This is a genomic window from Anaerostipes butyraticus, from assembly GCF_016586355.1.
GTDB classification, from domain to species: Bacteria; Bacillota; Clostridia; order Lachnospirales; family Lachnospiraceae; genus Anaerostipes; species Anaerostipes butyraticus.
Map to the genome: position 1 here is coordinate 91,486 of NZ_BLYI01000047.1, position 26,042 is coordinate 117,527.

Below are 26,042 nucleotides of genomic sequence, written 5' to 3' on the forward strand. Positions count from 1 at the left end.
AGAAAACAATGAAGAAATTATTGATTTTTGATATGGATGGTCTGATGTTCGAAAGTGGGAAAATGGCGTTCCGCGGATATCTAGAATCGGCCAGAAAATATGATTATCAGATGACTCATGATGTATATTATTATCTGACCGGCCGTACCTGTGAAGAAATTTATGACGAAATGAAGAATTTATACGGAAGCGAGAACGATACGAGAACATGGCGGGAAGAGATGCTGAGAAGCAAACAGGAGATTCTTGAAAAAGAGCAGAAGATAGGAAAGAAGCCCGGCCTGCTGGAACTTCTGCAATACTGCCGTGAAAATGAAATTCAGACAGCCATGGCATCTTCTAATGATTTGATGATGATCAGACAGTATCTGCAGATGGAACAGATGGAGGGAATGATACCATTTATTGTTTCAGGCGAAGAAGTCAGGCGAGGCAAACCGGATCCGGAAATTTTTCAGAAAGCATGCAGGAAGGCAGGAGCAGAACCGGAGGAAGTTTTGGTTCTGGAAGATTCCATGGTAGGTATTTTGGCCGCAAACAGAGCCGGATATCAAAGTGTATGGATTGAAGATGATATTACAGAATTGCCGGAGTATGATGGAAAAATAAAATTAAAAAAATCGTTGGACAGGAAGAATATGAAATGGGGCAGACCGGATTTTGTATGTAAATCATTAAAAGAAGTTGTAAACCTTTTGAAGGAGTTATAATATGAGAGAAGAATATCTTATTTATTCAGACAGAACAAAACAAATCCTGTCATTCATTATGAATTTAATTCTGATTGGGATATGCGGGTGTTTTATGACGATGGAAGCAATGTCCATATGGCTGAAGCTTTTTCTTGGTGTGATGATCGTATTTATGATAATTATGGAAGGGAAAGTCATCTGCCGGCTGAAAGAAAAGAAGATTTTGTACCGTCTGGATCAGAAAGGAATCACGGATTATACAGATCCGGAAAAGACCATATATCTGGATTGGAAAGACGTGGGAAAAGTTGAAACTGTTGTGAATAATACTTCTCTGCAAATCGGAATCATGGGGATAAAGGTATCAGAAGATAAAAACAGGATGGGAGAGATTTTAAAAAGAAATTTATCTGCGAATGGGAATATGTCATTTTATCATATTGTGATTGATGGATTTCAGTTTCGAAAAAAAGTATTTCGTGAGATCATTCACCAGTGCAGATATTTTGCTGTGAAGTATCATCCATCTGTTGTGATAACAGAAAGTAATGATCCGTTTTTGAAACGGTAAAAGAAATGGAGTGATTGTAATGGGAAAAAGTTCAATTGGCGTCTACGGAATGGGAGTTATGGGCCAGAGTCTTGCTTTAAATATGATGAATCATGGGTATCAGGTTTCTGTGTTTAACATTGATTATGATGTAACAGAAAAATTTGTCCAGACAAAAGCACTGGGCAAAAGTGTACAGCCGTGTAAAGAATTGAAGGAATTTACAGATTCTCTGGAGAAACCAAGAAGAGTATTCCTTATGGTAACAGCAGGAAAAGTGACGGATTTAGTGATTGATCAATTGAAGGAATGCCTGGAAGAAGGCGACATTATCATTGATGGAGGAAACTCATATTTTAAAGATACGATTCGAAGATTTAAGGAACTAAGAGAATATGGACTTCATTTTATCGGAACGGGAGTTTCCGGTGGAGAAAAAGGTGCTCTGGAAGGACCAAGTATGATGCCGTCAGGAGATCCGGAAGCATATCAGTACGTAGAACAGATTTTTACCGATATTTCAGCAAAGGCAAAGGACGGAGCTCCATGCTGTGCATATATCGGCGGAGATGGTTCCGGGCATTATGTAAAGATGGTACATAATGGAATTGAATACGCTGATATTCAGATTATTTGTGAAGCGTACGATTTGATGCGCAATGGAGCGGGCTTTTCTATAGAAGAAATTCAACAGGTATTTGAACAGTGGAATCAGGGAAGGTTAAAATCATACTTAATAGAAATAACCAGCAAGATTTTAAAGAAAAAGGATGAAGAAACCGGAAAATATCTTGTGGATGTGATTCAGGATAAGGCAGGGCAGAAAGGGACCGGAAAATGGACCAGCATGGAGGGACTGGATATTGGAGCAGCTATCCCGACAATTGCAGAGTCAGTATTTTCCAGATATATTTCTGCGCAGAAGGAAGAAAGAGTCCGCGCAAGCCTGGAATTAACAGTAAATTTATCTGCGGAAGTAACCGACAAAGAAGAGTTTGTCCGTGATTTGGAAGCAGCCGTATATGCAGCAAAAATATGCTGCTATGCCCAGGGATTTGAATTGCTGAAAAAAGCGGCAGCAGAATATGGATGGGTATTGGATTTTGGACAAATTGCTATGATCTGGCGGGAAGGATGTATTATTCGTGCTGATTTTCTGGAAGATATCAAAGCTGCTTATGATCAGGGTGAAGTGTCTAATTTGATGCTGACTTCAAAATTTAAAAAAGAATTATTAGATGCGCAGAAATCATGGCGGCGAATTGTGTGTCATATCGTGAATAGTGGAATCTATGCTCCGGCATTAACCAGTACACTGAATTATTTCGATGGATACCGCTGTGAAAGAACCAGTGCAAATCTCACACAGGCACAGAGAGATTTCTTTGGTGCGCATACCTATGAGCGTACAGACCGGGAAGGAATTTTCCATACCATATGGGAAGAAGAGTAAAAAGACAGTGAAATTGAGCCACAGAAAAGACGAGGAATCCTCGTCTTTTCTGTGCTTGTTTTCTTTTCAGGGGGATTTCTTATGATAGTAAGAAATCCCCCTGCCGGATATCCTGAACCTTCAGCTGATGAGCAATTTCATTCAGTACGGTTCGTTTCCGGAGGCTCCATAAAGGCGCGATCAGCAGGTCTCTTGGACCATCGCCGGTCAGACGGTGGATGACAATATCTTTGCGAAGGTTTCCAATGCAGCGAAGAATCAGATCAATATAGGACTCCATGGTAAAGACGGGAAAAGGATCTTCCCGGTACATATCTGCCAGGTCGGTGCCTTTTAGTATATGAAGCATGGAAAATTTAACTCCGTGGACTGGAAGAGAATTGAGATACCGGACGGATTCCAGCATCATCTCCTCTGTTTCGCCGGGCAGGCCCAGAATCAGATGAACCACTGTCCACACGCCGATAGAAGATAAATTCCAAACTGCCTCCTCAAAACAGGAAAGAGGATAGCCACGGCGGATCAGTCCGGCGGTAGACGGATGAATGGTCTGGAGCCCCAGTTCCACAAAAACCGGTTTTTGGTTATTTAGTTCTTTCAGCAGTGACAGAACGTCACTGGGAAGGCAGTCCGGCCGGGTTCCAATGGCGAGAGCGGCAATGCGGGGATCTTCCATGGCTTCGGTAAACAGCTGACGGAGCCGGGACACCGGGGCATAAGTATTGGTAAAAGCCTGAAAATAAGCAATATATCTGGAAGATGGATTTTTTGCCGCTACAAGAGAGATACCCTGAGTGATCTGATCCTGGATGGAGAGACGGGCGTCTGAAGCAAAATCACCGGAGCCGCCTTCACTGCAGAAGATACAGCCGCCGGTTCCGATGGTTCCATCCCGGTTGGGACATGTAAATCCGCCGTCCAGGGATACTTTATAAATTTTTTCCCCAAATGTATTTTTTAAAAAGCTGTCAAAGGAATAGTAGCGTTTTCCGTGCCAGTCCATATAAAACCTCCCAAAATAGTAAATAGAATTGAAATATCTGTCAGTTTTCCAGATAAACCTAGCATAAAACAAGACATCTGCGCAAGTATAGTTTCTATTTTCCTTAGATTTTACAAAAATTTAGAAAGAATTAACGGAATGATTGCAGGAATTTTCAATTCATCCGATATGATGGTAGTAAAGGAGGGTGAATAAAATGAATGCAGTAATGCGATTTGATGTAAGAACGTCGATGAAACTTCAAAGACATAAAAATCCTGCAGTGGATAAAGTGCTTTTGGGAATAACAAAATCAGCAAACGGTGGAATGATATGGATTATGACAGGCCTGGTTTTACTGGCGGTTCCGGGATATAGAGAAGCAGGAATCTTTTATTTTGAGGTGCTGGCAGCGACAGCAGTTGTGAATAATCTAATTTTAAAATCAGCATTTATGAGAAAGAGACCATGTGATCTGTTTAAGAAGATTCCGGTTTTGATTAAGCGCCCGCATGGATCTTCCTTTCCATCCGGGCATACGGCCATATCATTCGCATGCGCGGCAGCACTCTGCGCAATCTGTCTTCCGGCAGGGATTTTCGCACTGTGTCTGGCAACAATCATTGGATTTACAAGGATTTACTTTTTTGTACATTTCTTCACGGATGTATTGTTTGGCGTTTTGTCTGGTCTTACGACGGCGGCAGTCTGCATTTTCATTTTTTTAGCATAGAAAAGGGGCAGCTGGTCTTTTGCCTGATTTTACTTTATAATAGAAGTAAAATGTCAGGAGGTTTTGAGATGAACAAAAGATCAAGAGAAATGTTATTGTTATTTGTGGAACAGCAGAAAAACTGGACAATCTCAAAGCTTGCAAAGCGCTTTGAGGTATCAGAGCGGACTATAAGGAACGACATCAGTGATATCAACGATTATCTGAAGCAGCAGAAGATCACACAGATCCAATTTGGCGGCAGCGGACGTCTGATCATAGAAAAAGATATCAAAAAGGTGAAAAAACTGGGAGAAAACGGCGACCTCTATACGTATCGTCTGTCAAAGGAGGAAAGAAAAGTCCTCGCAGCCGCGCTCCTTATTCAGACAAAGGATCATATTACACTGTCTAACATTGCGGAAATGCTGATGGTCAGCAGAGCAACCATCATCAATGATCTGGACGGTGTTAAAAAATTTCTTCAGTCAGGAAATCTTCACGTGATTTCTCATTCCAATAAAGGCCTGCGGCTGGAGGGAAGTGAGGGGGATAAAAGGCTGTTTTTGCTCCGGATCATGTCCATTGGAGCCAATGAGATACAGGGTGAGTCTGTCATCCGCAGTTTTCTGAAAGGTCTGGGAATGGAATTCGAACTTCCGGAGGAAGACCGGCGGAGACTTCAGCGGATTATTAATGAACAGGAGCATGTCTATGGCCGTTTCCTGACGGATGCGTCCTTTGATTATCTGATGCAGTATCTGATGCTGTCCATTCAGAGAATCCGTCAGGACAGCCAGATTACGGAGGAAGTAGACGGAAATAAGAGCAAATATAAAATGGCGCGGGACATTATAAAATATGTATCTCAGTACTGGGGGCTGGATGAAGGAAAAGGAGAAGCAGATTTCCTCTGCGGTGTGCTGGACAGTATGAGTTATACCCAGCGGAAACGCAGAGATCAGCGGATCATCGGACTGCAGCTGGTGACGAGAAAATTTATTGAAAATGTATCCCGGGAATTGAATGTTAATCTGAACCGGGATTTCAATTTTTATGAAAATCTGGTAGATCATCTGGAATCCATTTTTATGAAGTCTTTTAATGTAACCCAGAGAGATGATTTCCTTAAAAAATATGTAGAACAAAATCCCAGAGTTCTGGAAGTTGTAAAGAATCATCTGGATATGCTGGAAAAATTTATCGGACGGGAAATTTCGGAGATTGAAACCGATTATATTGTTATCCATATTTGTGCGGCGATTGAGAGGCGGAAGAAGAAGGAAGTGGATTTCCAGGTGCTGATTGTGTGCGGAGGCGGAGTGGGGACTTCTCAGCTTCTGCTTTCCAAGATGGAGAATCGTTTTGACTTTCATGTAGTGGATGTGGTATCGGCTCACCTGCTTCGGGAGACAGAGTATGAAAATGTGGATATGATAGTTTCGACGATTCCATTGAAAAATTTTGAGAAAGACTATATCCTGGTTTCGCCGGTATTTACAGATGAGGACTATCTGAGAGTCAGCAGGAAGATTGAGGAACTGCAGGGAAGGCGGAGAGTCCCGAAAAAAGAGAAATCTCAGGAGGAACAAGGGAAAAAGACGGCAGAAAAGCTTTTAAAAGTTTTAAAACCGGTGATAAAGGACGAAAATCTGATGAAAGAGGTGTCCAAAAAAGTCAGAGAGTTTTTCGGGGTGGAAGATCCCGAGGAAGAGCCTTTTCTCTATGAGCTGCTTCCGCCAGAACATATTCAGCTGGATGTAAAATGCAGAGACTGGAGAGAGGCAGTCTGCAAATCAGCACAGCCGCTTCTGGAGAAGGGGTATATTGAAGAAAGATATATTGACGCTATGCTTGATAATATCAGGGAAAATGGCGCTTATATTGTAATCTCACCAGGATTCGCCCTGCCTCATGAAGGATTTGATACAGGATGTATAAAAGTAGGAATGAATCTGATTCGCCTGACAGATCCGGTGGTGATTGAAGATATAGATGGAGAGACTGAGACTGTTAAGATATTTTGCTGCATGAGCACAGAAGATCATAAAAAGCATCTGAAAGCATTTTTCCATCTGGTAAACATGCTGACCAACCGCCAGTTCAAGGAAGAACTGATGAATGCGGATACGCCGGAGAAAATGGCGGAGATTATAAAAATATATGAAATGAGAATCAAAAGCTAGTTAATTAAAAATACAGAAAAAAGAGACCTGCGGTCAATGAGAGATCGAGGGTCTCTTTTTGCGTGTAAATTTCTTTCCAAAATTTCGGAAACGTTTTCAACCTGTGTAAAATTCTGCAAAATAATAAGAAAACCTTTTGACCGTTTTTTTCACAGAGCAGGCAATATAATAAAACCATAAAGAAGAGGACGTCACTTCAAAGGAACAAAAAGGATGTAATATGAAAGGAGAAACATAAGAAATGGTTTGGGAGAAGCTTAAGAAAGAGCTCATTATCCCTGGACTGGAAGCGAAGAACAGCGATGAGATTTTTGAAGCGCTGGGAGGAGAGCTCGTAAAGCAGGGATACTGCAAGGAATCTTATGTACAGGCATTAAAGGACCGGGAGGCAGAATTCCCAACAGGAATCAATATGGGAGAAAAAGGAGTTGCGATTCCTCATACAGATGTCAGTCATGTCAATAAAAAAGGAATTGCAATTGCTACTTTAAAAGAACCGGTATCATTTATTGAAATGGGGACGGACGATGAATATGTGAAAGCACAGGTTATCTTTATGCTGGCAGTGGATGAAAAAGGACACTTGGAACTTCTGCAGGCGATTCTTGGAATCCTGCAGGATCAGGAAACATTGACAAAATTAACAGAAGCAAAAGACGCAGAAGAAATTATAGAAATCATCAAAGAAAAGGAGAATATGTAATTATGAAAAAGAAAGTAATCGTAGCATGTGGAGGAGCAGTCGCAACATCAACAGTAGCAGCAAACGCAGTAGTAGATCTGGCAAAGGAAAACGGAATTGACGTGGAAATCGCGCAGGTAAGGATTTCTGAAATCGCATCCAATCTTCCGGCGGATCTGATCGTAACCACATCAAAGGTAAAGAGAGATTTCGGAGTGCCGCTGATCACAGGAATGCCTTTCATTTCCGGAATCGGCGTAGACAAAACAAAAGCAAAGATCTTAGAAGTATTAAAGAAATAATTTTTTGACCGGAGAAACCATACAGAGGATGTTATAAGTGTAAGATGTAAATATATGGGATAGTATACAGATTTTGAAAAGGAGAAAGTTATGGGAATCATAGGAGATGCGATTAATTATATTATCGATATGGGAGCTTCCGCCATGCTCCCGCTGGTGATCGCAGTCCTGAGTATTATTGTCGGCGTAAAAGTCGGAAAAGCAATTCGGGCAGGACTGATGGTTGGTGTCGGATTTGTAGGACTGGATCTGATCGTAACGCTGATGAATGAAAACCTGGGACCTGCGGCCCAGAAGATGTCAGAAAATTTTGGACTGAGTCTGAATGTTGTGGACATCGGATGGCCTGGTATGTCACCGATCACATGGGCGTCCAGCATTGCGACCGTTGCAATCCCGGTTGCTATTGGAGTCAACATTCTAATGCTGGTACTGAAACTGACCAAAACGATCAATGTAGATATCTGGAATATCTGGCATATGACATTTACAGGCGCGATTGCTTATGTGGTGACAGGAAATTTTGCTATCGGCATTGCAGGTGTTGTTGTGCATGCGGTCATCGCATATAAATTTGGTGATTTATATGCGCCGTTAATGGAAGACTATTTTGAACTGGAAGACATCACAGTGCCGCATGGAACGGCTACATATCTCGCGCCGATCGCATGTACGGTAGATGCGGTCATTGAAAAGATCCCTGGCGTGAAAAAGATTAATTTCAGTCTTGAAAATTTACAGGAAAAAGTCGGCGTGCTGGCAGAGCCGATCGTAATCGGAGGTATCCTTGGAGGTATTGTAGGACTCCTGGCAGGCTATGATTTTAAAGGAGCATTCCAGTTAGGCATCAAGATGTCCGCCGTTATGGTATTAATGCCGAAGATCACAAAATGTATCATGGAAGGTCTGATGCCTCTGACAGAGCGCATGAAGGAAATTCTTACGAAGAGATCTGGGGATTCTGAATTCTATATCGGTCTTGATCCGGCGATTCTTCTTGGAGATTCCGATGTAGTAACAGCAGGATTGATCTTTATTCCATTAACTGTACTGATCGCGGTTATCGTTCCTGGAAATGTGATCCTTCCATTTGGGGACCTGGCAACCATCGGATTTTTCATCGCAATCGCGGTTGCTGTTCATAAAGGAAATCTGTTCCGTACTTTGATCTCAGGGTCCTGTATTATGTTCTTTACTATCTGGATTGCAAATCAGGCAATTCCATGGACAACGGCTCTTGCACAGTCTGTAAACCTGACAGGCGGAGCAAGCCAGATCGCAGCGCTGGATCAGGGAGGATGTCCGATCACATATCTGTTCACACAGCTCTTTACACGTGATAATATGTTCGGATTTGCGGTGATTGGAATCATTTATGTGATTTGTATGATCTTTACGGTCCGTTTGTCAAAACAGAGAGCAGCAGCGTTAAAAGAAGAAAATTATTAAAACACCCGGCGGATCGCAAAGATCCGCCGCTGATTTTAGGAGGAATTATCAATGCCATTAGTAACGACAAAAGAAATGTTATTGAATGCCCAGAAAGGGAACTACGCAGTGGGAGCGTTCAATGTGGAAAATATGGAAATGGTTATGGCGGTCATGGAAGCGGCCGAAGAGTTAAAATCACCGGTGATTATGCAGACAACGCCGTCTACCGTAAAATATGCGGGTCTTGATTTCTTTCTGGCCAATGTGAAGGCAGCAGCAGAGAGAGCATCTGTGCCGGTGGCCATGCATCTGGATCATGGAAGCAGTTTTGAACTGGCCATGCAGGCATACCGGACAGGATATACATCCATTATGATCGATGGATCCCATGAAAGTTTTGAAGGAAACATCGCCGTATCCAAGGCAGTGGCCGATGCCTGCGCGCCGTCAGGAATTCCGGTGGAAGCGGAACTGGGAAAAGTCGGAGGCAAGGAAGATGACCTGGACGGAGGAGACGATAACCCGTATACGGATCCGAATCAGGCCGTGGAATTCGTAAAGCGTACAGGGGTCAATTCCCTGGCAGTGGCGATTGGAACCGCCCATGGAGTTTACAAAGGAGAGCCGAAACTGGATCTGGATCGCTTATCTGAGATACGCAAAGTGGTGGATATCCCGCTGGTGCTTCATGGAACCAGCGGCGTTCCGGATGAAACAGTGACGGAATGTGTCAATCGTGGAATCTGTAAGGTAAATTATGCCACAGATTTAAGAATCGCTTTTACCAAAGGCGTAGAAGCCGTGTTTGAGGAAAATCCGGATGTGATTGATCCGAAGAAATATAACGCAAAAGGAAAAGAATATGTAAAAGAATATGTTATGTCCAAAATGCGTGTTGTAAAGAGTGTTGGAAAGGCAGAATAAACAGAAAGGAAGAATGAGAATGAAAGCAGGAGTTGTTCATGCAAAGAATGATATTCGATATGAAAAAATAGAAAAACCGGTGCCAAAAGCAGGGCAGGTACTGATCAAAGTGAAATATACAGGGATCTGTGGATCTGATGTACCAAGGGTGAATGGAGATGCATGCCATTTCTTCCCGAATGTGCTGGGTCACGAGTTTTCCGGAACTGTAGAGAAAGTAGGAGAGGGAGTCACTTCTCTGGCTGCCGGCGACCGGGTGGCCGGAGTTCCGCTGGTACCGTGCATGGAATGCGAAGACTGCCAGAAGGGAAATTATTCTCTGTGCAAACACTACAGTTTTATCGGCTCCAGAGAATTTGGAAGTTTTGCAGAATATGTGGTGGTTCCGGAGAAAAATGCCGTAAAATTTGAGGATACGGTCAGCTTCGAGCAGGGAGCATTTTTCGAACCGGCAACGGTGGCCCTCCATGGGCTGAACCGTGTAGATTACCGGGCAGGAGAATGTGTGGCAATCCTCGGCGGCGGAACCATCGGACTGTTTACGGCTCAGTGGGCAAAGATTTTCGGCGCAAAGAAGGTGGTAGTGTTCGATATCAATAATGAGAGACTGGAGCTTGCAAAAAAACTGGGTGCTGACGAGGGAATCAATACACTAGATGAAGACTTTATGGAAAAAGCCATGGCGCTGACAGACGGCAAAGGATACGGATATATTTATGAGACAGCCGGTGTGACTACAACGATGAAATATGCCTTCCAGCTGGCAGCCAATAAAGCAGGGGTTTGTTTCATCGGAACGCCGACCAGGGAATTAAGTTTTTCTGTAGATGAGTGGGAGAATATCAATCGAAAAGAATTTACTCTGACCGGCTCCTGGATGTCCTACAGTGCTCCGTTCCCGGGAAAAGAATGGGTTCTCACAGCGCATTATTTCAGGACAGGACAGCTGAAATTCGATGAGTCCCTGATTTTCCGGAAAATGCCGCTGAGCAAAATCGACGAGGCGTTTGAAATGTATAAGACACCGGGAACCGTAAAAGGAAAGATTCTGATCGATAGCGAGGAATAGAGATGATTACAACTATTACTTTAAATGTTTCTGTAGATAAAGCATACCGCATTGCAGGCAGCATACAGCCGGGAACTGTATCCAGGGTGCTGGAATGTATCAATACAGCTGGAGGAAAAGGACTGAATGTGGCGAGGATTATAGATTTCTGCGGAGAAAAAGTGACAGCAGCAGGGTTCGCAGGAGGATTCAACGGAAGATATGTGGAGTCTCTGCTGGATCAGGATGGAATCCATCATGATTTTACCAGAACCAGGAGTGAAACCAGAAGCTGTATCAATATCCTGGCAGAGGATGAAACATCCACGGAATTTCTGGAGCCGGGAGCCCCTGTAGATGAGGGTGAAATCAGGGCGTTTCTGGAAAACTTTCAGCGAATTGCAGAAGAAAGTGATGTAATTACGATTTCCGGAAGTATTCCGAAAGGGGTGCCGGATGATATTTATGCGTTAATGATTCGGGAAATAAAGAAAAAGGGGAAAAAGGTGATTCTGGATACCAGCGGAACGTATTTAAAAGAAGGGATTAAGGCCGGGCCTACGATGATAAAACCAAATAAAGAAGAGCTGGAAGCCATTTTGGGAATGGAAATCACAGACAGGAACAGGACCATAGAAGCGGCAGTGGAACTGATGAAGTACGGCATTGAGTATGTGGTCGTATCTCTCGGCGGTGATGGAGCCATGGTGGTAAGCCGGGAGGGAATCTTCCATGGCAGGCCGCCGCGGCTGAAAGCCGTAAATACAGTGGGATGCGGAGATTCCATGGTAGGGGCTTTTGCAGTCGCTATGAGACGAAGTCTTCTGATTCAGGAGGCGCTGGCCTACGCAGTGGCAGTTTCAGCTGCCAACGCAGTGAATCCGGAAACCGGGCATATCCGAATGGAAGATGTGGATGAGATTCTTCCAAAAGTAACCGTCCGGCGTCTGAATGTGCAGAAGCCGGAGATTTGATGCAGGCTGTCTGGAAAGGACAGACAAAGGAGTTTTCCTTTCATAATTCATATTACATCCTGGACAGAGGAACGATTGGGAAAGAAACTTTTCCGGTCGTTCCTTTTTCGAACAGATTTTGCTGTTTCTATAAAAAATGCAGCAGAACAAATGGGAGCAATCGATCTGATTACTCCCATTCTCTTACAGAATTTCAATGGTAAAGCTTAAACTGGTTTCTTCTCCCGGCTGCAGGGTTTTGATGCCTCTCTTGTGTTCGAAAACATCGTCCTCATCAGTGCAGGTGGAAGTGCCGCTCCAAGGTTCCAGGGCAACGAAAGGTCCGTCGTTGGCGCTGGACCATACGCCCAGATAATCGAAATCAGGGAAGGAAACGCAGATGCCTTTTTCCTGATCTTTGTGTTTTAAGGAAACTTTTCTGGATTTCAGCTGGTCAAAGATAAGGGCGTCATTGTAAAACATCTCATGTTTGACCGGCAGGGTGGAGGAATCCTTAAGGATCGGAACCCGGTTTCCGTTGTCAATCAGAGCGTCTTCATTGAGAAGCGCGCAGTCAGCGGTTTCCGGATATTCGAATTCCACCACATAGTCTTCGAAATCTTCACCCTCGGAAATCGGGCAGTTAAAAGCAGGATGTCCGCCGACACAAAACGGCATCGGAATAGAATCATGGTTGATGACAGTATGGGTAATCTTAAGTTTTTGGCCGTCCAGTTCATAGGTCATCTGAAGTTCGAAGTCAAAAGGATACTGTTTTTTCGTCTCTTCGTCTGCCTTCAGGGAAAATACGGCTTTGTCCTCTGTGCTGGAGATCAGAGTGAATTCCTTTCTTCTTGCGATTCCGTGGCGGCCGAAAGAACATGTTTTATCGCCGGAGACAGATGCTGTTCCGTTTCTTAAACATCCGATGATCGGAAACAGAACAGGCGCCTGGCCGCTCCAGTAATCCGGATTGCCCTGCCACAGATATTCTGTTCCTTCTGTGTCTTTCAGGGACGTAAGTTCTGCTCCCATTGTCTTAAGAGCAGCAGAAATTTTGTCATTTTTCAATTCTATAACGCTCATATGCCCTCCTTGTTTTCACAATTCCTCTATCCGGAATTGCAAAATTATTTTTTCTTATTATATAATTATATCATGATTTACCGGATGAGAGAAGGAAAGCTTTTTTAGCCAGACCGGTAGAATTTTTCTCACTGGTGTGATAATATGACTAAGTATGCATAAAACAAGGAAATCACACGGCGGACAGCAGAAAGTCCGCTTCACATAAGAGAGGAGAAGCTATGGCAAATTCTATCGAACAGGAAATCAGCCGCAGAAGGACTTTTGCGATCATTTCGCATCCGGATGCGGGAAAGACGACCCTGACGGAAAAATTTCTGCTGTATGGCGGAGCCATCAACACGGCGGGATCTGTCAAGGGAAAAGCAAATTCGAAGCACGCAGTGTCAGACTGGATGGAAATCGAAAAGGAAAGAGGAATTTCTGTCACATCATCCGTGCTGCAGTTTGAATATGAAGGAAAATGCATCAATATCCTGGATACGCCGGGACATGAGGACTTTTCCGAGGATACGTACCGTACTCTGATGGCGGCAGACTGCGCAGTCATGGTTATTGACGCGTCCAAAGGTGTGGAACCGCAGACTATTAAGCTGTTTAAAGTATGCGTGATGCGGCATATCCCGATTTTCACTTTTATCAACAAAATGGACCGGGAGGCAAAAGATTCGTTTGACCTGCTGGACGATATTGAAAAAGTGCTGGGAATCGAGACCTGCCCGATCAACTGGCCGATCGGATGCGGAAAAGAATTTAAGGGAGTTTATGAGAGAGAAAGCAAAAATATTCTCCGGTTTGAGGCAGTATCCACAGGAGGCTCCAAGGAAGCGAAAGAAACCATTCTTCCGGCAGATGATCCTCAGGCGAAAGAACTGATCGGGGAAGATTTCTATGATAATTTAATGGAAGAAATCGAACTCCTGGATGGAGCGGCCGCGGAACTGGATATGGAAAAGGTGCAGAAAGGTGAATTATCTCCGGTATTTTTCGGATCTGCGCTTACGAACTTCGGCGTGGAGCCGTTTTTGGAACATTTCCTGAAAATGACCAGCCAGCCTCTTCCAAGGATGTCAAAAGGTGAGGAAGTGGATCCGGTAGAAAATGGATTTTCCGCTTTTGTCTTTAAGATACAGGCAAATATGAACAAAAATCACAGAGACAGGATCGCGTTTATGAGAATCTGTTCCGGAAAATTTGAGGCGAACATGGAAGTGAAGCATGTACAGACCGGGAAGAAGATGCGGCTGTCCCAGCCGCAGCAGATTATGGCTCAGGAGAGAAAGGTTGTAGAGGAAGCCTACGCGGGAGATATTATCGGAGTTTTTGATCCGGGTATCTTTTCCATTGGAGACACGGTCTGCCTTCCGAAAGATGACTTTGAATATGAAGGAATTCCAACGTTTGCGCCGGAACATTTTGCCAGAGTCATCCATCTTGATTCCATGAAGAGAAAACAGTTTGTCAAAGGTATAGAGCAGATCGCTCAGGAAGGAGCTATCCAGATTTTCCAGGAACATGAGGCAGGATTTGCGGAAATCATTGTCGGTGTAGTAGGAACCCTGCAGTTTGATGTCTTAAAATACCGGCTGGAAAATGAATATAATTGTGAAATTCGTCTGGAACCTCTTCCATACCAGGCAATCCGCTGGATCAAAGACAGGAATACAGATATGAGCAAATTAAGAGGTGTGGCGGAAGTGAAGAAAGTAAAAGATATGAAAGGCAATCCGCTTCTCCTGTTTAAGAATGAATGGGGAATCCAGTTTGTTCTGGACAGAAACGAAGGTCTGGAACTGGTAGAATTCAGTAAAGAATAATTCTCGGAAAGAGAGGAAAAGAAAAATGACGCGAAAAGAAAAATTTGATCAGGCTGCGCGGGAAGCAAAAGCTGTCAGAGTCGGCCTGATCCTGATCATTTTGTTTTGGATCATTTCCGGCTTTGGCGTCAGCCGGCTGGAAATTACGGTATGGCATACGCCCTTGTGGGTCATTACGGGCTGTGTCGGTACATGGGTTTTTTCTATTGTTCTGGTAACATGGATCGTGAAAAAAGTATTCAAAGATTTTGCGCTGGATGAGGAGGATGGAGATGAATCATAATATTTTTGGCTTGCTGCCAGTGTTTTTGTTTATGCTTCTGATGCTTGCAGTCAGCATCTACATCAGGAACCAGTCTGCAAAGAAATCTTCCGGAGGCTTTATCCGGGAATACTTTATTGGTTCCAGAAGTCTGGGAGGATTTGTTCTGGCAATGACGACCGTTGCCACTTACAGTTCTGTCAGCTCTTTCGTAGGAGGACCGGGACAGGCATGGAGCGTTGGGTTCGGCTGGGTCTATATGTCTGTCGTACAGGTAACGGCTCTGTTTCTGGTGCTGGGAATCCTTGGAAAGAAAATGGCCATGGCAGCCCGAAAGATCGATGCGGTAACGGTGATCGATGTCATTCGTCACAGATATCAGTCAGATGCGCTGGCCAATATATCAGCTGTTATCATTGTGCTGTTTTTCTCAGCCACTATGGTAGCGCAGTTTGTAGGAGGCGCGAAGCTGTTTGAGGCGGTGACAGGATATTCTTATATGACCGGACTGGTGCTGTTCGGTCTTGTGGTAGTAATCTATACGACTATTGGAGGATTCCGGGGTGTGGCAGTTACGGATGCCCTGTGCGCCATTGCCATGCTGATTGGAATGTTTATTCTTCTATTTGGAATTCTGAAGGCAGGAGGCGGCTACGAAGCCATTATGACGCAGATCGCGTCCAATAAGCCGGAAATGCTGGAACCGTTATCCGGAGGAGAGATGCCGGTGAGCCTGTATCTTTCTCAGTGGATGCTGGTAGGAATCTTTACAGTAGGACTGCCGCAGTCTGTTGTACGCTGTGTCAGCTACAAAGATACGAAATCTCTTCACCGTGCGATTATTATCGGAACGATCGTCATCGGAGCCATGAACATCGGCATGAATTTTATCGGTGTCCTGGCACAGGGCGTGCTGCCGGATGATCTGGCAGCTTACGGAGGAAGTGTGGATAATATTATGCCTCTGGCCATCGTGGCGTCTTTAAAACCGCTGATTGCGGGCATTACCATCATCGGACCGGTGGCGGCGTCCATATCCACCGTTTCTTCTCTGCTTCTGACGGCTACATCGTCCATCGTGAAAGATATTTATATTTATCAGAAAGAGAAGAAAAAGGAGCAGGTATCTGAGAAAAAGACCAGCTTTTTAAGTCAGGTATGGACACTGGTCCTTGGAATTCTGATTTTTATCATTTCCATCAGCCCGCCGGATGTAATCTGGAAGATCAATATGTTTGCGTTCGGAGGACTGGAGACAGCGTTTTTCTGGGTATTCCTTCTTGGAATGTTCTGGAAGAAAGCGAATAAAAGAGGTGCTGTCTGGGCTATGGCGGCAGGAACCATTGTCTATTGTGTGACTATGGCTCTTGGCATCACCGCCGGTGGAATCCATCAGATTTTGCTTGGAATCGGTGTATCCCTGATCTGTATGCTGATCGGCGGATGGACCGGAAAGACCGCGGACCGGGAAGTTCTGGATGTATATTTCCCGGAAGCATAGAGGCAGAACTATATATAATAGAAGAAACAGGTTTTGAAAATATGACGAAAAAAATATTGACACAAGGTCCGTTTCTGTGCTATACTGTATAGGCTGTTGAAAACAGCGGAAACAACAAAGAAGAGTATCCACTCTCACCTTAGCACGAAGGATGATGACAGTGACTTGGGTTAATATTTAAGAATATGATGTTTTTTAATCATGCTTGAATTTATGTGGATAGTCTTAAGACTGTCCACTTTTTTCTTAAATTGAAAGTATGGGAGTATGGATTGCTGATGCAGGAACACATGTATATGGAGGTGTAGATTATTAGCGATTTAATGGTAAACGGACAGATTAGAGATAAGGAAGTACGCCTGATAGCGAACAATGGCGAACAGCTTGGAATCATGTCCGCAAGAGAGGCACAGAAACTGGCTGATGAAGCAGGACTGGATCTGGTAAAGATTTCACCAAAGGCAAAACCGCCGGTTTGTAAGATCATCGATTACGGAAAGTACAAATATGAACAGACCCGTAAAGAGAAGCTTGCGAAGAAAAAACAGAAAGTAATTGATATCAAAGAAGTGCGTATGTCACCGAATATTGATACCAATGATCTGAACACAAAAATCAACCATGCCAGAAAATTCCTGGCAAAGGGAGCAAGAGTAAAAGTAACGCTCCGTTTCCGTGGAAGAGAGCTTGCGCATGTTAATTCCAGCAAGGGAATTCTTGATGATTTTGCCAAAGCGCTGGAAGATGTAGCAGCAGTCGATAAGAAACCGAAGTTTGAAGGAAGAAGCATGACTATGTTTTTGGCTCCGAAGAACAATTAGAAAACGGAAGCCGATAGAATTCGAGTGATGAGTAGATACAGGAAGAATAAAGGAGGAAATCATCATGCCAAAAATGAAGACTTGCAGAGCAGCTGCAAAAAGATTTAAAAAGACAGGAACAGGAAAATTAAAAAGAAATAAGGCATATAAGAGCCATATCTTAACAAAGAAATCTCCTAAGAGAAAGAGAAATTTAAGAAAAGCTGCAATGACAGATGCAACAAACGAGAAGAATATGAAGAAGATTTTACCATATCTGTAGAGTGATTGGATTGTTAAGGAGGAAACATAAGAAATGGCAAGAATTAAAGGCGGAGTAAACGCAAAGAAAAAACATAACAGAGTATTAAAGCTGGCAAAAGGATACAGAGGAGCCAGATCTAAACAGTATAGAGTAGCAAAACAGTCTGTAATGAGAGCATTAACAAGCTCTTACGCAGGAAGAAAACAGAGAAAACGTCAGTTCAGACAGTTATGGATTGCACGTATCAACGCTGCAGCCAGAATGAACGGACTTTCTTACAGCAAACTTATGCACGGCTTAAAATTGGCTGATGTTGAAATTAATAGAAAAATGTTATCAGAAATGGCAATCAGTGAGCCAGATGCATTTGCAGCATTAGTAGAAGTTGCAAAGGGAAAACTGGCTTAGTTAGGGCCGATGACTGAGAGAGATGGAATATCCCTGGCAGAAAAGTTGTCCAGGGATATTTTATAGTCAGAAATTTGTGTATTTTACATATTTTTTATATTCTTTATAAAAGTTTATAAAAAGTTTAGAATCGTTCGGATGTGTACTTTTTTTAATAAGTTATCTGAAAAAGAGGAAAATATTTTCGGTATCAGTGAAAGAATTCTGAAAATAAAACGAAAAATTGGTCGATTTCATGAAGAAAGTTACGAAAGTACTATTAAATGTTACAAAAATATTACAAAAATTTTTAAAAAAAGGTTGACATATCTACTGAGCATGTTATAATACAAATCGTATTCAAGTTAACAGAATTGTAACAACTTAGGAGGAATATATGATTATCAAAAAAATGAGACTGTCAATGGCAGTTGTAACTTTAGCAGGAACAGTGCTCGCAGCAACACCAGTAGCCGCAGCGGAAGATAAAGCTTCTACAAAAGATACAGCAGCTCAGTCTGAAAGTAAATATGAAAATAAGGCAGTAGCTGATGTTCGTTCTAACACAACACTGAATATCAGAAAAGCTGGAAATATGAATTCAGAGATCGTTGGAAAGATGAAAAAAGGCAATATCGCAACTGTCCTTGAAAAAGGAAGCGAATGGTCTAAAGTAAAATCTGGAAATGCTACAGGATATGTAAAAAATGATTATCTTGTATTTGACAACGAGATTGAAGAATATGCAAAAGACAATGTAAAACAGGTAGCAAAAGTTAATACAGAGACTCTTCGTTTAAGAGAAAAAGCTACAACAGATTCTGATATCGTTAGCTTAGTTGGTGAGGGAGATACTTACACAGTTAACAATCAGAATGACGAATGGGTAAAAGTCAGTGTAGATGGAGAGACAGGATATCTTTCTAAAGACTACACAGAACTGAACTATTCATTTGGAAACGCAAAGACAATGGCTGAGATCGAAGCAGAGCAGAAGGCAAAAGAAGAAGCAGCCGCAGCAAAAGCAGCAGCTCAGGCAGCAAAATCTTCTGCATCTACAAGCACAAGCAGCACAGCAGCAAGCACAAGTACTTCTTCAAGCAGCTCATCCAGAAGAAGTACAACAAGCAGCTCTAGAAGAAGCACAGCAGCAAGCACAAGCAGCTCTTCAAATACAGCAGCATCTTCTACAGTAACTGGATCTACAACAGGTGCAAGAATCGCAAGCTATGCAAAACAGTTTGTTGGTAATCCATATCGTTATGGCGGAACAAGCTTAACAAACGGAGCAGACTGTTCTGGATTTGTAATGTCTGTATACGCTCACTTTGGATATGGTCTGAACCGTACATCCAGCGCACAGGCAAGCAATGGTGTTGCAGTTTCAACAAGCAGCCTGCAGCCAGGAGACTTATTATTCTACGGAAGCGGAAGCGGAATCAACCACGTTGCTATCTACATTGGTGGAGGACAGGTTGTACATGCAAGTAACTCTGCTCCATATCCAAAAGGAGGAATTAAAATCTCCAGCGCCTTCTACAGAACTCCGGTTTGTGCAAGAAGAATCGTTAGATAATAAAGCAGTTAAATATAAGAAAATTCATCGGCAGGGCATTGGCTCTGCCGATTTTTTTTGGCTCTTTGTTAAGTATGGGGGTAAATTTAAAATTGTGATCAAGATCAGATGTGTGAAAAAGCATCTGATCTTTTTTAAATCTTTGTCCAGTCTGGGATAAGCAAAGAATAGAACTGTTTTTGAGGTGAAGCATCCGGAAAGTTGGAAAGCCTGTGCAGGAGAAGGCAATCTGAAAGGCAGAGAGACGCAGAAGAAGCTTCTAAGAAGAAAAAGGCGGGAAACTATAAAAAGTCCAGGATGAAGATAAAAGGCTGCTAAGAAGTGAATAACAGCCTTCTGGGGCGTTTTTTTCATTTGCTGTTGGATGATCTGCCTGTAAATCGGAGCAGGGAAGTCCAGAGATTAGAATGGATGATAGATCCTGCGCCACTGGGAAACGAGAGAGCGGGCCCGCTTTCGCCGGAGAATGAAGATCACTCTCCGGAGCAGAAAGCGGCAAGGGAAAAATATGATAAAAAATAGAATGATATATTTCTTTTTTATATACATGACGGGACTACCTCACATATGGAATAAAAGGATAATATTTATTCTTATTTTAACAAAAAGTCAAAAAGTAGTCTATAAGAATATAGCATATTCTGTTAGTTTATTATTTGGAACTCTGTTTCATACTAAAATGATATCAATGGGAAGAAACGGAGTGAAGGCATGGAGATCAATTATAAGGCATTAGGCGAGAGGATTCGGAAAATAAGGAAAATAGAAGGAATGACACAAGAGTACCTGGCGGAGAAACTGGAAATTTCAACCCAGCACATGTCTAATATTGAAAATGCGTCAAAAAAGCCGTCTCTTGCCCTGCTTATGGATCTTGCAGAACTTTTGGGAGTAACTTTGGATGAACTGCTGGCTGACAGCTATCCCAGAGAAAGGGAAGGGGATATCCTTTACACAGAGACAGAGATGATTCTTGAGCGGTGCAGCGCAAAGGAAAGAAGAATTGCCATGGAGATGCTGGAAGCTCTGGTAAGCAGCATGATCAGGAACAGAGGAAAAGACGAAGAGGAATAAAGGGAGTACAGTTCTGCCGGGCAGGATAAATTACAGATTGAAGTCAGAATCAGATGCATGAAAGCGCGTCTGATTTTTTGTTTTATAGATTATACTGATATGGCTGTCAAGAATAGAAAAATACTTTTTTATACAACAAAAAAACCAGCATATCAAATGCTGGTTTTTAAAGTGCCGATGGCGAGATTCGAACTCGCACGAGCGTACACTCACTGCGACCTGAACACAGCGCGTCTGCCAATTCCGCCACATCGGCCAAGTGCAGTTGAGGGGACTTGAACCCCTACCCAGTTAACCCGGACTAGATCCTTAGTCTAGCGCGTATGCCAATTCCGCCACAACTGCGCAACACAGATATCATATCATTGTGTGGGCAATATGTCAATAGTTTTTTTGAAAAACTTTTAAATTTTTTAAAAAATATGTAATTTTTCTGCCCCGTGGCTTATAATATACCATGTTATGATAAAAAAGTAAAGAGAAAAAAGCAAAGGAGAAGAAAAATGTTAATAGGATCCCATGTGGGAATGAAAGGGAAGGAGATGTTCCTGGGCTCTGTAAAGGAAGCTTTGTCCTACGGCGCAAACACATTTATGGTATATACAGGGGCGCCGCAGAATACAAGGCGTAAAAAGATTGAGGAGCTGAGAATAGAAGAAGGCAGAGAACTGATGAAGGAAAACGGGATGGAAACTTTTGCAGTACATGCCCCGTATATTATTAATCTTGCCAATACAGTGAAACCAGAGACCTTTCAGCTGGCAGTGGATTTTCTGAAGATAGAGATTGAAAGAACGGCGGCTATGGGAAGCAGTATCCTGGTGCTGCATCCGGGATCCCATGTAGGCGCAGGGGCTGATGAAGGAATCGCACAGATTATCCGCGGATTGGATCAGGTGCTGGAAGAAGATACACCAGTAAGGATCGCCCTGGAAACCATGGCAGGAAAAGGAAGCGAGATCGGACGGAATTTTGAAGAGATTGCCAGAATCTATGATGGCGTCCGTCATCCGGATAAACTGAGAGTCTGCTTTGATACCTGTCATGTCAGCGACAGCGGACTGGATGTAAAAGAGAATTTTGATGCTGTGATGGATTCTTTCGACCAGATCATAGGGAAAGATCAGATCAGTGTATTTCATATCAATGACAGTAAAAATCCGATGGGAGCGGCAAAGGACCGGCATGAAAATCTGGGATTTGGAGAAATCGGATTTGATGCGCTTCGATATGTTGCCACTCATAAGGATTTTGAGAAGGTTCCGAAAATCCTGGAGACTCCTTATATAAAAGAACCAGATGGCAAGAAGTCTTATCCGCCTTATAAATATGAAATTGAGATGCTGAGAACAGGAATTTTTGATCCGAAGATGAAAGAAAGAATACTGGAGGATGCGGGACAATGAAAGTGACATTTATCGAACATAGTGGATTTTCTGTGGAAATGAGCGAGACAGTGATTCTTTTTGACTATTATAAAGGCACGATCCCGGAATTCCCGACAAATAAGAGAATCTTTGTTTTTGCCTCTCACGGTCATGGGGATCATTATAATCCTGAGATATGGAAACTGAAAGGCCGCTATCCGGACATTACATATATTCTGTCGGATGATATTCAGACAAAAGAAGACGCGGTAATGATGGGTCCTCACGAGAAAAAAGAAATCAGAGGAATTCATATTGAGACATTAAAGTCTAATGATATGGGAGTTGCGTTCCTGGTGCAGGCAGAGGGAAAGACGATCTATCATGCAGGAGATCTGAACTGGTGGCACTGGAATGGGGAGCCGGATGAAGACAATGAATATTATAAAAAGACGTTTCAGGAAGAAATACGGCGTCTGGAAGGAACAAAAATTGATGTGGCTTTTATGCTGCTGGATCCAAGGCAGGAAGACAAATACTGCTGGGGGATGAATTATTTCCTGGAAAAAGTACATCCCCGCAGGGTGTTTCCGATGCACTGCTTCGGGTCTTATAAGATTACGAAACATTATCTTGGGTGCAGTGACGGAAAACACTGGAGAGATATTGTATATGAGATTACGGGGCCTTCAGAAGAATTTATCATAGAAGATGAAGGCTAGAGCGGAAGAATGACCTTCCAGGCTTTCAGAAGCCGTTCCAGAGAGTAGGAGGCGTTAGCCGGACTGGTGGAAGGAAGTTTAACAGCCGGATATCCGGTTTCCGGTTCACAATATTTTTTATAAAGTTTATAAGCGGTACCGCCGTTGGTATATATCCGACGGATGGGTGCCGCTTTTAATATACCGGAAAAATCATTTGGCACCGTGTTCTTAATGCTGCTGTCGCTGGATCCCTGAATATCACAGGATGCGATGACATCCCAAAGAGCAATATGATGCTTTAAAAGAAAAATTTTCTTCTCTTCAATGGTTTGCGGAAGGGAATCCTGAGTCAGAGAGGCAAGAACCTTCCAGAAACGGTTCTGAGGGTGATGATAAAAGAACTGGGCTTCCCGGGACTTTACAGAAGGAAAAGAACCGAGAATCAGAATTTCAGACTGATGATTAAAGACCGGGGGGATCTGATGTATTACATGTTCCATAAATTTACTCTCCTTTTTGCTTTTTTCCTCATTGTAGCAGATATGACGCAAAATTTGTAGAAACAGTGCATGCGCCTATAACATTTTCTGACAAAGAATTCTGGCCTGTTTTTCTATAATGACAATATGTTTTTCATCATTTTATTTCTGCGGCAATGGCTTGTTGTGGAACTTCTTTTGGTATTTATAAACCGGGGGCTTAGACAGAACTGCCGGTTTCGAAGGATAGCTGCCGCTGCGGCAGCAGGAAGCCTGGCAGGATGTGCGGCAATGGTATTTCCAGGCAGGATTTTCTTTTTTATACTGGGATTCGCTCTGACAGTGCAGATTGCGTTTGGATCCAGGTGGAAAAAGAAATTGTATTTTGGAGGCTGCCTGGCAGCGCTTGCCTCGCTGTATGGAGGCATCTGGACAGCATGCAAAAGGTTCATTCCGGGGAAAAGCTGGATCCTTGGAGGCATTCTTTCTGCGGCGGGACTGTTTTGCTTCTATATTTTGTTCTGGAGAGACACCCTGCGGCAGAAAGATTTTTTGTACGATGTAGAATTTACCTGGCAGGGGAAAAAAATCAAAGTCTGCGGTTTTGCGGATACTGGGAATTTTCTGTATGAACCGATTGGAAGAATGCCGGTGTCTGTGCTGGAGGCGTCTGTCCTGCAGAAATATTATGAGGGATCGTTAAAAAATCTGACGGAAAAACATGATGGAAAAGGAATCCGGATGATTCCGTATCACTCTGTGGGAAAGAAGCGGGGCATTATGACAGGTATTCTGGTTGACAACATTCTGATTTCCGGGAAAGAGGGGAAGATCCAGGTGGAAAAAGGGGTGATCGGAATATCAGAAGAACCACTGTCACAAAAGGGGGCATACCAGCTTCTGCTTCATCCGGATCTGATGAAATATGGGAGGTTGTAATGTGCTGAAATTAAAACTGGTAAACGGCAGGAAAACTTTTTTTGCACGGGGAAATGAAATCCATTATATTGGAGGCGCGGAAATTCTGCCGGCCCCGCTGGAAGCAAAGGAAGAGCAGAGGATGATTCATATGCTGGGAACGGCAGATGAGCCTGAGGCGAGAGCGATGCTGATCGAAAGGAATTTAAGACTTGTAGTCTATATTGCGAAAAAATTTGACAATACAGGAATCGGGGTGGAAGATCTGATTTCCATCGGGACCATAGGACTGATCAAGGCGATCAATACGTTTAATCCGGCGAAGAATATTAAACTTGCAACTTACGCGTCCAGATGCATTGAAAATGAGATCCTCATGTATCTGAGGAGAAATAACAAGACCAGGATGGAGGTTTCGATTGATGAACCTTTGAATGTGGACTGGGATGGGAATGAACTTCTGCTGTCTGATATTCTGGGAACCGATGAGGATATCATTTACCGGGATCTGGAGCATGAGGTAGACCGGAAACTTTTGATGAAAGCAATGACGATCCTTACAGACAGGGAAAAGAAGATCATTGAGCTGAGATTTGGCATTAATCAGAAAAACGGGGAGGAGAAGACACAAAAGGAAGTTGCTGATATGCTTGGGATTTCCCAGTCGTATATTTCCAGGCTGGAAAAGAAGATCATAAAACGGCTGAAAAAGGAAATGATGAAAATGGGATGCTGATACCATGTATACATAGGGGAAATGCCGTGGAATTCTTGACATTTCCCCGGCAATATAGTATATAAATTAGTGGAAATAAGATTGGAAACGGCCAGGATTGTTACTGGAGAAGGCGATACCTGGGTTTTACAAGATGGCATAGGATGGTTATGCTCTTTTGTAAAGCCTGGGTTTTTTTATTTCAAGGAAAACTGCATTCCTATGATATAGAAACGCTCCGCTTTCAGAGGTATATGAAAAAACAGATATGTTTGAAAAAAGAGGAGATTTTTATGATTATTAAAAAAATCATGAATAACAATGTGGTGTTTGTGAAGGACAAGAAGAAAAATGAACTGATTCTTGTAGGGAGCGGGATTGGATTTAAAATGAAGCCGGGAATGAAGGCAGATGAATCTAAAGTTGAAAAGACCTTTCTGCTGAGCAAATTTAAGGAGCAGAAGCGGCTGGTGGAACTTTTGTCCAAGATTTCATCGGAGGATTTTAAACTGGCGGATCATATTATCCAGTATGCCAAAGCATCGCTGGGAACAGATCTGAATGAAAATATTTATGTGACCCTGACGGACCATATGGTATTTGCCATGGAGCGGACCAGGAAAGGAATTATTTTCCGCAATGCGCTCCTGTGGGAGATTAAACAGTTCTATCCTCAGGAATTTGCCATTGGCCAGTATGCCATCGAAGTGATCGAGAAGAAAACCGGTATTAAAATGGCTGAGGATGAAGCGGGATTTATTGCGCTCCATATTGCCAATGCCGGTCCGATGGAGACATTGCGGAAGTGGAGGTTACCACAAAGATTCTGAAAGCGGCATTGAAGATCATAAAGCTGACTTATCAGATCGAACTGGACGAAGATTCTCTGGATTACAGCAGATTTGTCGTTCATATGAAATATTTTGTCGGAAGACTGATGAAAAAGAAGCTGCTGGATCAGAACGATCCGGTGTTCATTGATATGATCAAACAACAGTACAGTAAGGCTTTTGGCTGCGCGGTGAAGATCGGACAGCTGGTTACGGAACAGTATGGCATGGAAATTAATGATGACGAGCTGGTCTATCTGACGATCCATATCCAGAGAATAACAAATTCAATTTCCAAAAAAAAGTCTTGACAAGTAAATTGGAATAGATTATAATAAATTACAGA

General features: G+C 43.0%; 28 protein-coding genes and 2 tRNA genes. 25 read left to right on the top strand and 5 right to left on the bottom strand.

Annotated features, from left to right (window positions below; genetic code table 11):
* The first annotated feature begins 8 nt into the window (after positions 1 to 8).
* The 3 genes from JMF81_RS11600 to gndA are packed head-to-tail and all read left to right on the top strand — an operon-like array spanning position 9 to position 2,695.
* Entirely contained in the window at positions 9 to 710 is a 702-nt protein-coding gene (locus tag JMF81_RS11600; RefSeq protein ID WP_201311610.1) for an HAD family hydrolase, read from the top strand.
* Position 711: 1 nt separating this feature from the next.
* Positions 712 to 1,263 carry a hypothetical protein gene (locus tag JMF81_RS11605; protein WP_201311611.1) on the top strand — a complete coding sequence of 184 codons (552 nt, stop codon included), beginning with the start codon at positions 712 to 714 and terminating at the stop codon, positions 1,261 to 1,263.
* Positions 1,264 to 1,282: 19 nt separating this feature from the next.
* Entirely contained in the window at positions 1,283 to 2,695 is a 1,413-nt protein-coding gene (gene gndA, locus JMF81_RS11610) for an NADP-dependent phosphogluconate dehydrogenase (protein ID WP_201311612.1), read from the top strand.
* 79 nt (positions 2,696 to 2,774) lie between these two features.
* On the opposite strand, the gene JMF81_RS11615 is transcribed toward gndA, so the two are convergent.
* Entirely contained in the window at positions 2,775 to 3,698 is a 924-nt protein-coding gene (locus tag JMF81_RS11615) for a TIGR01212 family radical SAM protein (protein ID WP_201311613.1), read from the bottom strand.
* 196 nt (positions 3,699 to 3,894) lie between these two features.
* On the opposite strand from JMF81_RS11615, the gene JMF81_RS11620 reads away from it, so the two are divergent.
* From JMF81_RS11620 to pfkB, 8 genes are all read left to right on the top strand, one after another.
* Positions 3,895 to 4,410, top strand: coding sequence for a phosphatase PAP2 family protein (locus JMF81_RS11620; RefSeq protein ID WP_201311614.1), 516 nt, complete (start codon positions 3,895 to 3,897; stop codon positions 4,408 to 4,410).
* A 68-nt stretch (positions 4,411 to 4,478) separates the two neighbouring features.
* Complete coding sequence (locus JMF81_RS11625) at positions 4,479 to 6,575, top strand: BglG family transcription antiterminator (RefSeq protein WP_201311615.1); 2,097 nt, start codon at positions 4,479 to 4,481, stop codon at positions 6,573 to 6,575.
* 241 nt (positions 6,576 to 6,816) lie between these two features.
* A complete protein-coding gene (locus JMF81_RS11630; protein WP_201311616.1) occupies positions 6,817 to 7,278 on the top strand; it encodes a PTS sugar transporter subunit IIA in 462 nt (153 codons plus the stop codon).
* A 2-nt stretch (positions 7,279 to 7,280) separates the two neighbouring features.
* Entirely contained in the window at positions 7,281 to 7,559 is a 279-nt protein-coding gene (gene gatB / locus JMF81_RS11635) for a PTS galactitol transporter subunit IIB (RefSeq protein WP_201311617.1), read from the top strand.
* Between the two features lie 90 nt (positions 7,560 to 7,649).
* Positions 7,650 to 9,008, top strand: a complete 1,359-nt coding sequence (locus JMF81_RS11640; protein WP_201311618.1) for a PTS galactitol transporter subunit IIC — start codon at positions 7,650 to 7,652, stop codon at positions 9,006 to 9,008.
* Positions 9,009 to 9,059: 51 nt separating this feature from the next.
* On the top strand, positions 9,060 to 9,914 hold the full coding sequence (gene gatY / locus JMF81_RS11645; protein ID WP_201311619.1) for a tagatose-bisphosphate aldolase subunit GatY: 855 nt from the start codon (positions 9,060 to 9,062) through the stop codon (positions 9,912 to 9,914).
* A gap of 19 nt (positions 9,915 to 9,933) precedes the next feature.
* Positions 9,934 to 10,983 carry a galactitol-1-phosphate 5-dehydrogenase gene (locus JMF81_RS11650; RefSeq protein WP_201311620.1) on the top strand — a complete coding sequence of 350 codons (1,050 nt, stop codon included), beginning with the start codon at positions 9,934 to 9,936 and terminating at the stop codon, positions 10,981 to 10,983.
* A 2-nt stretch (positions 10,984 to 10,985) separates the two neighbouring features.
* Complete coding sequence (gene pfkB, locus JMF81_RS11655) at positions 10,986 to 11,936, top strand: 1-phosphofructokinase (protein WP_201311621.1); 951 nt, start codon at positions 10,986 to 10,988, stop codon at positions 11,934 to 11,936.
* Between the two features lie 183 nt (positions 11,937 to 12,119).
* Here pfkB and JMF81_RS11660 read toward each other — a convergent pair whose 3' ends face one another.
* Entirely contained in the window at positions 12,120 to 13,001 is an 882-nt protein-coding gene (locus JMF81_RS11660; protein WP_201311622.1) for an aldose 1-epimerase family protein, read from the bottom strand.
* Positions 13,002 to 13,222: 221 nt separating this feature from the next.
* Here JMF81_RS11660 and JMF81_RS11665 point away from each other — a divergent pair, with 221 nt between their 5' ends.
* From JMF81_RS11665 to JMF81_RS11700, 8 genes are all read left to right on the top strand, one after another.
* Entirely contained in the window at positions 13,223 to 14,818 is a 1,596-nt protein-coding gene (locus JMF81_RS11665; RefSeq protein WP_201311623.1) for a peptide chain release factor 3, read from the top strand.
* Positions 14,819 to 14,843: 25 nt separating this feature from the next.
* Positions 14,844 to 15,101, top strand: a complete 258-nt coding sequence (locus tag JMF81_RS11670) for a YhdT family protein (RefSeq protein ID WP_201311624.1) — start codon at positions 14,844 to 14,846, stop codon at positions 15,099 to 15,101.
* The gene (panF, locus tag JMF81_RS11675) at positions 15,091 to 16,581 is read left to right on the top strand and encodes a sodium/pantothenate symporter (protein WP_201311625.1); all 1,491 of its coding nucleotides are present in this window, start codon (positions 15,091 to 15,093) and stop codon (positions 16,579 to 16,581) included. The genes JMF81_RS11670 and panF overlap by 11 nt, the downstream gene beginning before the upstream one ends.
* 323 nt (positions 16,582 to 16,904) lie before the next feature.
* Positions 16,905 to 17,402 carry a translation initiation factor IF-3 gene (gene infC / locus JMF81_RS11680; protein WP_201311626.1) on the top strand — a complete coding sequence of 166 codons (498 nt, stop codon included), beginning with the start codon at positions 16,905 to 16,907 and terminating at the stop codon, positions 17,400 to 17,402.
* A 64-nt stretch (positions 17,403 to 17,466) separates the two neighbouring features.
* Positions 17,467 to 17,664 (top strand): 50S ribosomal protein L35, encoded by a 198-nt coding sequence (gene rpmI / locus JMF81_RS11685; RefSeq protein WP_008393260.1) that lies wholly within the window; start codon positions 17,467 to 17,469, stop codon positions 17,662 to 17,664.
* Between the two features lie 33 nt (positions 17,665 to 17,697).
* Positions 17,698 to 18,054: a 50S ribosomal protein L20 gene (gene rplT, locus JMF81_RS11690; RefSeq protein WP_201311627.1), complete on the top strand. Its 357-nt coding sequence runs from the start codon at positions 17,698 to 17,700 to the stop codon at positions 18,052 to 18,054.
* A 376-nt stretch (positions 18,055 to 18,430) separates the two neighbouring features.
* The gene (locus JMF81_RS11695) at positions 18,431 to 19,609 is read left to right on the top strand and encodes a C40 family peptidase (RefSeq protein ID WP_201311628.1); all 1,179 of its coding nucleotides are present in this window, start codon (positions 18,431 to 18,433) and stop codon (positions 19,607 to 19,609) included.
* Positions 19,610 to 20,320: 711 nt separating this feature from the next.
* Entirely contained in the window at positions 20,321 to 20,683 is a 363-nt protein-coding gene (locus tag JMF81_RS11700; RefSeq protein WP_201311629.1) for a helix-turn-helix domain-containing protein, read from the top strand.
* A 172-nt stretch (positions 20,684 to 20,855) separates the two neighbouring features.
* On the opposite strand, the gene JMF81_RS11705 is transcribed toward JMF81_RS11700, so the two are convergent.
* Positions 20,856 to 20,939 (bottom strand) — tRNA-Leu (locus JMF81_RS11705).
* 4 nt (positions 20,940 to 20,943) lie between these two features.
* Positions 20,944 to 21,028, bottom strand: a tRNA-Leu gene (locus JMF81_RS11710).
* 158 nt (positions 21,029 to 21,186) lie between these two features.
* On the opposite strand from JMF81_RS11710, the gene JMF81_RS11715 reads away from it, so the two are divergent.
* Together JMF81_RS11715 and JMF81_RS11720 are read left to right on the top strand one after the other, a co-directional pair.
* The gene (locus JMF81_RS11715) at positions 21,187 to 22,089 is read left to right on the top strand and encodes a deoxyribonuclease IV (protein WP_201311630.1); all 903 of its coding nucleotides are present in this window, start codon (positions 21,187 to 21,189) and stop codon (positions 22,087 to 22,089) included.
* Entirely contained in the window at positions 22,086 to 22,772 is a 687-nt protein-coding gene (locus tag JMF81_RS11720) for an MBL fold metallo-hydrolase (protein WP_201311631.1), read from the top strand. Before JMF81_RS11715 ends, JMF81_RS11720 begins: the two co-directional genes overlap by 4 nt.
* On the opposite strand, the gene JMF81_RS11725 is transcribed toward JMF81_RS11720, so the two are convergent.
* On the bottom strand, positions 22,769 to 23,254 hold the full coding sequence (locus JMF81_RS11725) for a DNA-deoxyinosine glycosylase (protein WP_201311632.1): 486 nt from the start codon (positions 23,252 to 23,254) through the stop codon (positions 22,769 to 22,771). The genes JMF81_RS11720 and JMF81_RS11725 overlap by 4 nt on opposite strands.
* A 126-nt stretch (positions 23,255 to 23,380) precedes the next feature.
* Here JMF81_RS11725 and JMF81_RS11730 point away from each other — a divergent pair, with 126 nt between their 5' ends.
* The 4 genes from JMF81_RS11730 (at position 23,381) to JMF81_RS11745 (ending at position 26,007) form a co-directional block, all read left to right on the top strand.
* Complete coding sequence (locus JMF81_RS11730; protein ID WP_274954415.1) at positions 23,381 to 24,172, top strand: sigma-E processing peptidase SpoIIGA; 792 nt, start codon at positions 23,381 to 23,383, stop codon at positions 24,170 to 24,172.
* Entirely contained in the window at positions 24,159 to 24,887 is a 729-nt protein-coding gene (gene sigE / locus JMF81_RS11735; RefSeq protein WP_201311634.1) for an RNA polymerase sporulation sigma factor SigE, read from the top strand. Before JMF81_RS11730 ends, sigE begins: the two co-directional genes overlap by 14 nt.
* A 272-nt stretch (positions 24,888 to 25,159) precedes the next feature.
* A complete protein-coding gene (locus tag JMF81_RS11740) occupies positions 25,160 to 25,696 on the top strand; it encodes a PRD domain-containing protein (RefSeq protein ID WP_201311635.1) in 537 nt (178 codons plus the stop codon).
* Positions 25,672 to 26,007 carry a PRD domain-containing protein gene (locus tag JMF81_RS11745; protein WP_201311636.1) on the top strand — a complete coding sequence of 112 codons (336 nt, stop codon included), beginning with the start codon at positions 25,672 to 25,674 and terminating at the stop codon, positions 26,005 to 26,007. The genes JMF81_RS11740 and JMF81_RS11745 overlap by 25 nt, the downstream gene beginning before the upstream one ends.
* The last annotated feature ends 35 nt before the right edge of the window (positions 26,008 to 26,042 follow it).

Excerpts from the sequence above, each read along its gene's own strand:
- JMF81_RS11600 (WP_201311610.1), top strand. The coding sequence starts at position 9 with ATGAAGAAATTATTGATTTTTGATATGGATGGTCTGATGTTCGAAAGT.
- JMF81_RS11605 (WP_201311611.1), top strand. The coding sequence starts at position 712 with ATGAGAGAAGAATATCTTATTTATTCAGACAGAACAAAACAAATCCTG.
- gndA (WP_201311612.1), top strand. The coding sequence starts at position 1,283 with ATGGGAAAAAGTTCAATTGGCGTCTACGGAATGGGAGTTATGGGCCAG.
- JMF81_RS11615 (WP_201311613.1), bottom strand. The coding sequence starts at position 3,698 with ATGGACTGGCACGGAAAACGCTACTATTCCTTTGACAGCTTTTTAAAA.
- JMF81_RS11620 (WP_201311614.1), top strand. The coding sequence starts at position 3,895 with ATGAATGCAGTAATGCGATTTGATGTAAGAACGTCGATGAAACTTCAA.
- JMF81_RS11625 (WP_201311615.1), top strand. The coding sequence starts at position 4,479 with ATGAACAAAAGATCAAGAGAAATGTTATTGTTATTTGTGGAACAGCAG.
- JMF81_RS11630 (WP_201311616.1), top strand. The coding sequence starts at position 6,817 with ATGGTTTGGGAGAAGCTTAAGAAAGAGCTCATTATCCCTGGACTGGAA.
- gatB (WP_201311617.1), top strand. The coding sequence starts at position 7,281 with ATGAAAAAGAAAGTAATCGTAGCATGTGGAGGAGCAGTCGCAACATCA.
- JMF81_RS11640 (WP_201311618.1), top strand. The coding sequence starts at position 7,650 with ATGGGAATCATAGGAGATGCGATTAATTATATTATCGATATGGGAGCT.
- gatY (WP_201311619.1), top strand. The coding sequence starts at position 9,060 with ATGCCATTAGTAACGACAAAAGAAATGTTATTGAATGCCCAGAAAGGG.
- JMF81_RS11650 (WP_201311620.1), top strand. The coding sequence starts at position 9,934 with ATGAAAGCAGGAGTTGTTCATGCAAAGAATGATATTCGATATGAAAAA.
- pfkB (WP_201311621.1), top strand. The coding sequence starts at position 10,986 with ATGATTACAACTATTACTTTAAATGTTTCTGTAGATAAAGCATACCGC.
- JMF81_RS11660 (WP_201311622.1), bottom strand. The coding sequence starts at position 13,001 with ATGAGCGTTATAGAATTGAAAAATGACAAAATTTCTGCTGCTCTTAAG.
- JMF81_RS11665 (WP_201311623.1), top strand. The coding sequence starts at position 13,223 with ATGGCAAATTCTATCGAACAGGAAATCAGCCGCAGAAGGACTTTTGCG.
- JMF81_RS11670 (WP_201311624.1), top strand. The coding sequence starts at position 14,844 with ATGACGCGAAAAGAAAAATTTGATCAGGCTGCGCGGGAAGCAAAAGCT.
- panF (WP_201311625.1), top strand. The coding sequence starts at position 15,091 with ATGAATCATAATATTTTTGGCTTGCTGCCAGTGTTTTTGTTTATGCTT.
- infC (WP_201311626.1), top strand. The coding sequence starts at position 16,905 with ATGGTAAACGGACAGATTAGAGATAAGGAAGTACGCCTGATAGCGAAC.
- rpmI (WP_008393260.1), top strand. The coding sequence starts at position 17,467 with ATGCCAAAAATGAAGACTTGCAGAGCAGCTGCAAAAAGATTTAAAAAG.
- rplT (WP_201311627.1), top strand. The coding sequence starts at position 17,698 with ATGGCAAGAATTAAAGGCGGAGTAAACGCAAAGAAAAAACATAACAGA.
- JMF81_RS11695 (WP_201311628.1), top strand. The coding sequence starts at position 18,431 with ATGATTATCAAAAAAATGAGACTGTCAATGGCAGTTGTAACTTTAGCA.
- JMF81_RS11700 (WP_201311629.1), top strand. The coding sequence starts at position 20,321 with ATGGAGATCAATTATAAGGCATTAGGCGAGAGGATTCGGAAAATAAGG.
- JMF81_RS11715 (WP_201311630.1), top strand. The coding sequence starts at position 21,187 with ATGTTAATAGGATCCCATGTGGGAATGAAAGGGAAGGAGATGTTCCTG.
- JMF81_RS11720 (WP_201311631.1), top strand. The coding sequence starts at position 22,086 with ATGAAAGTGACATTTATCGAACATAGTGGATTTTCTGTGGAAATGAGC.
- JMF81_RS11725 (WP_201311632.1), bottom strand. The coding sequence starts at position 23,254 with ATGGAACATGTAATACATCAGATCCCCCCGGTCTTTAATCATCAGTCT.
- JMF81_RS11730 (WP_274954415.1), top strand. The coding sequence starts at position 23,381 with ATGTTTTTCATCATTTTATTTCTGCGGCAATGGCTTGTTGTGGAACTT.
- sigE (WP_201311634.1), top strand. The coding sequence starts at position 24,159 with ATGGGAGGTTGTAATGTGCTGAAATTAAAACTGGTAAACGGCAGGAAA.
- JMF81_RS11740 (WP_201311635.1), top strand. The coding sequence starts at position 25,160 with ATGATTATTAAAAAAATCATGAATAACAATGTGGTGTTTGTGAAGGAC.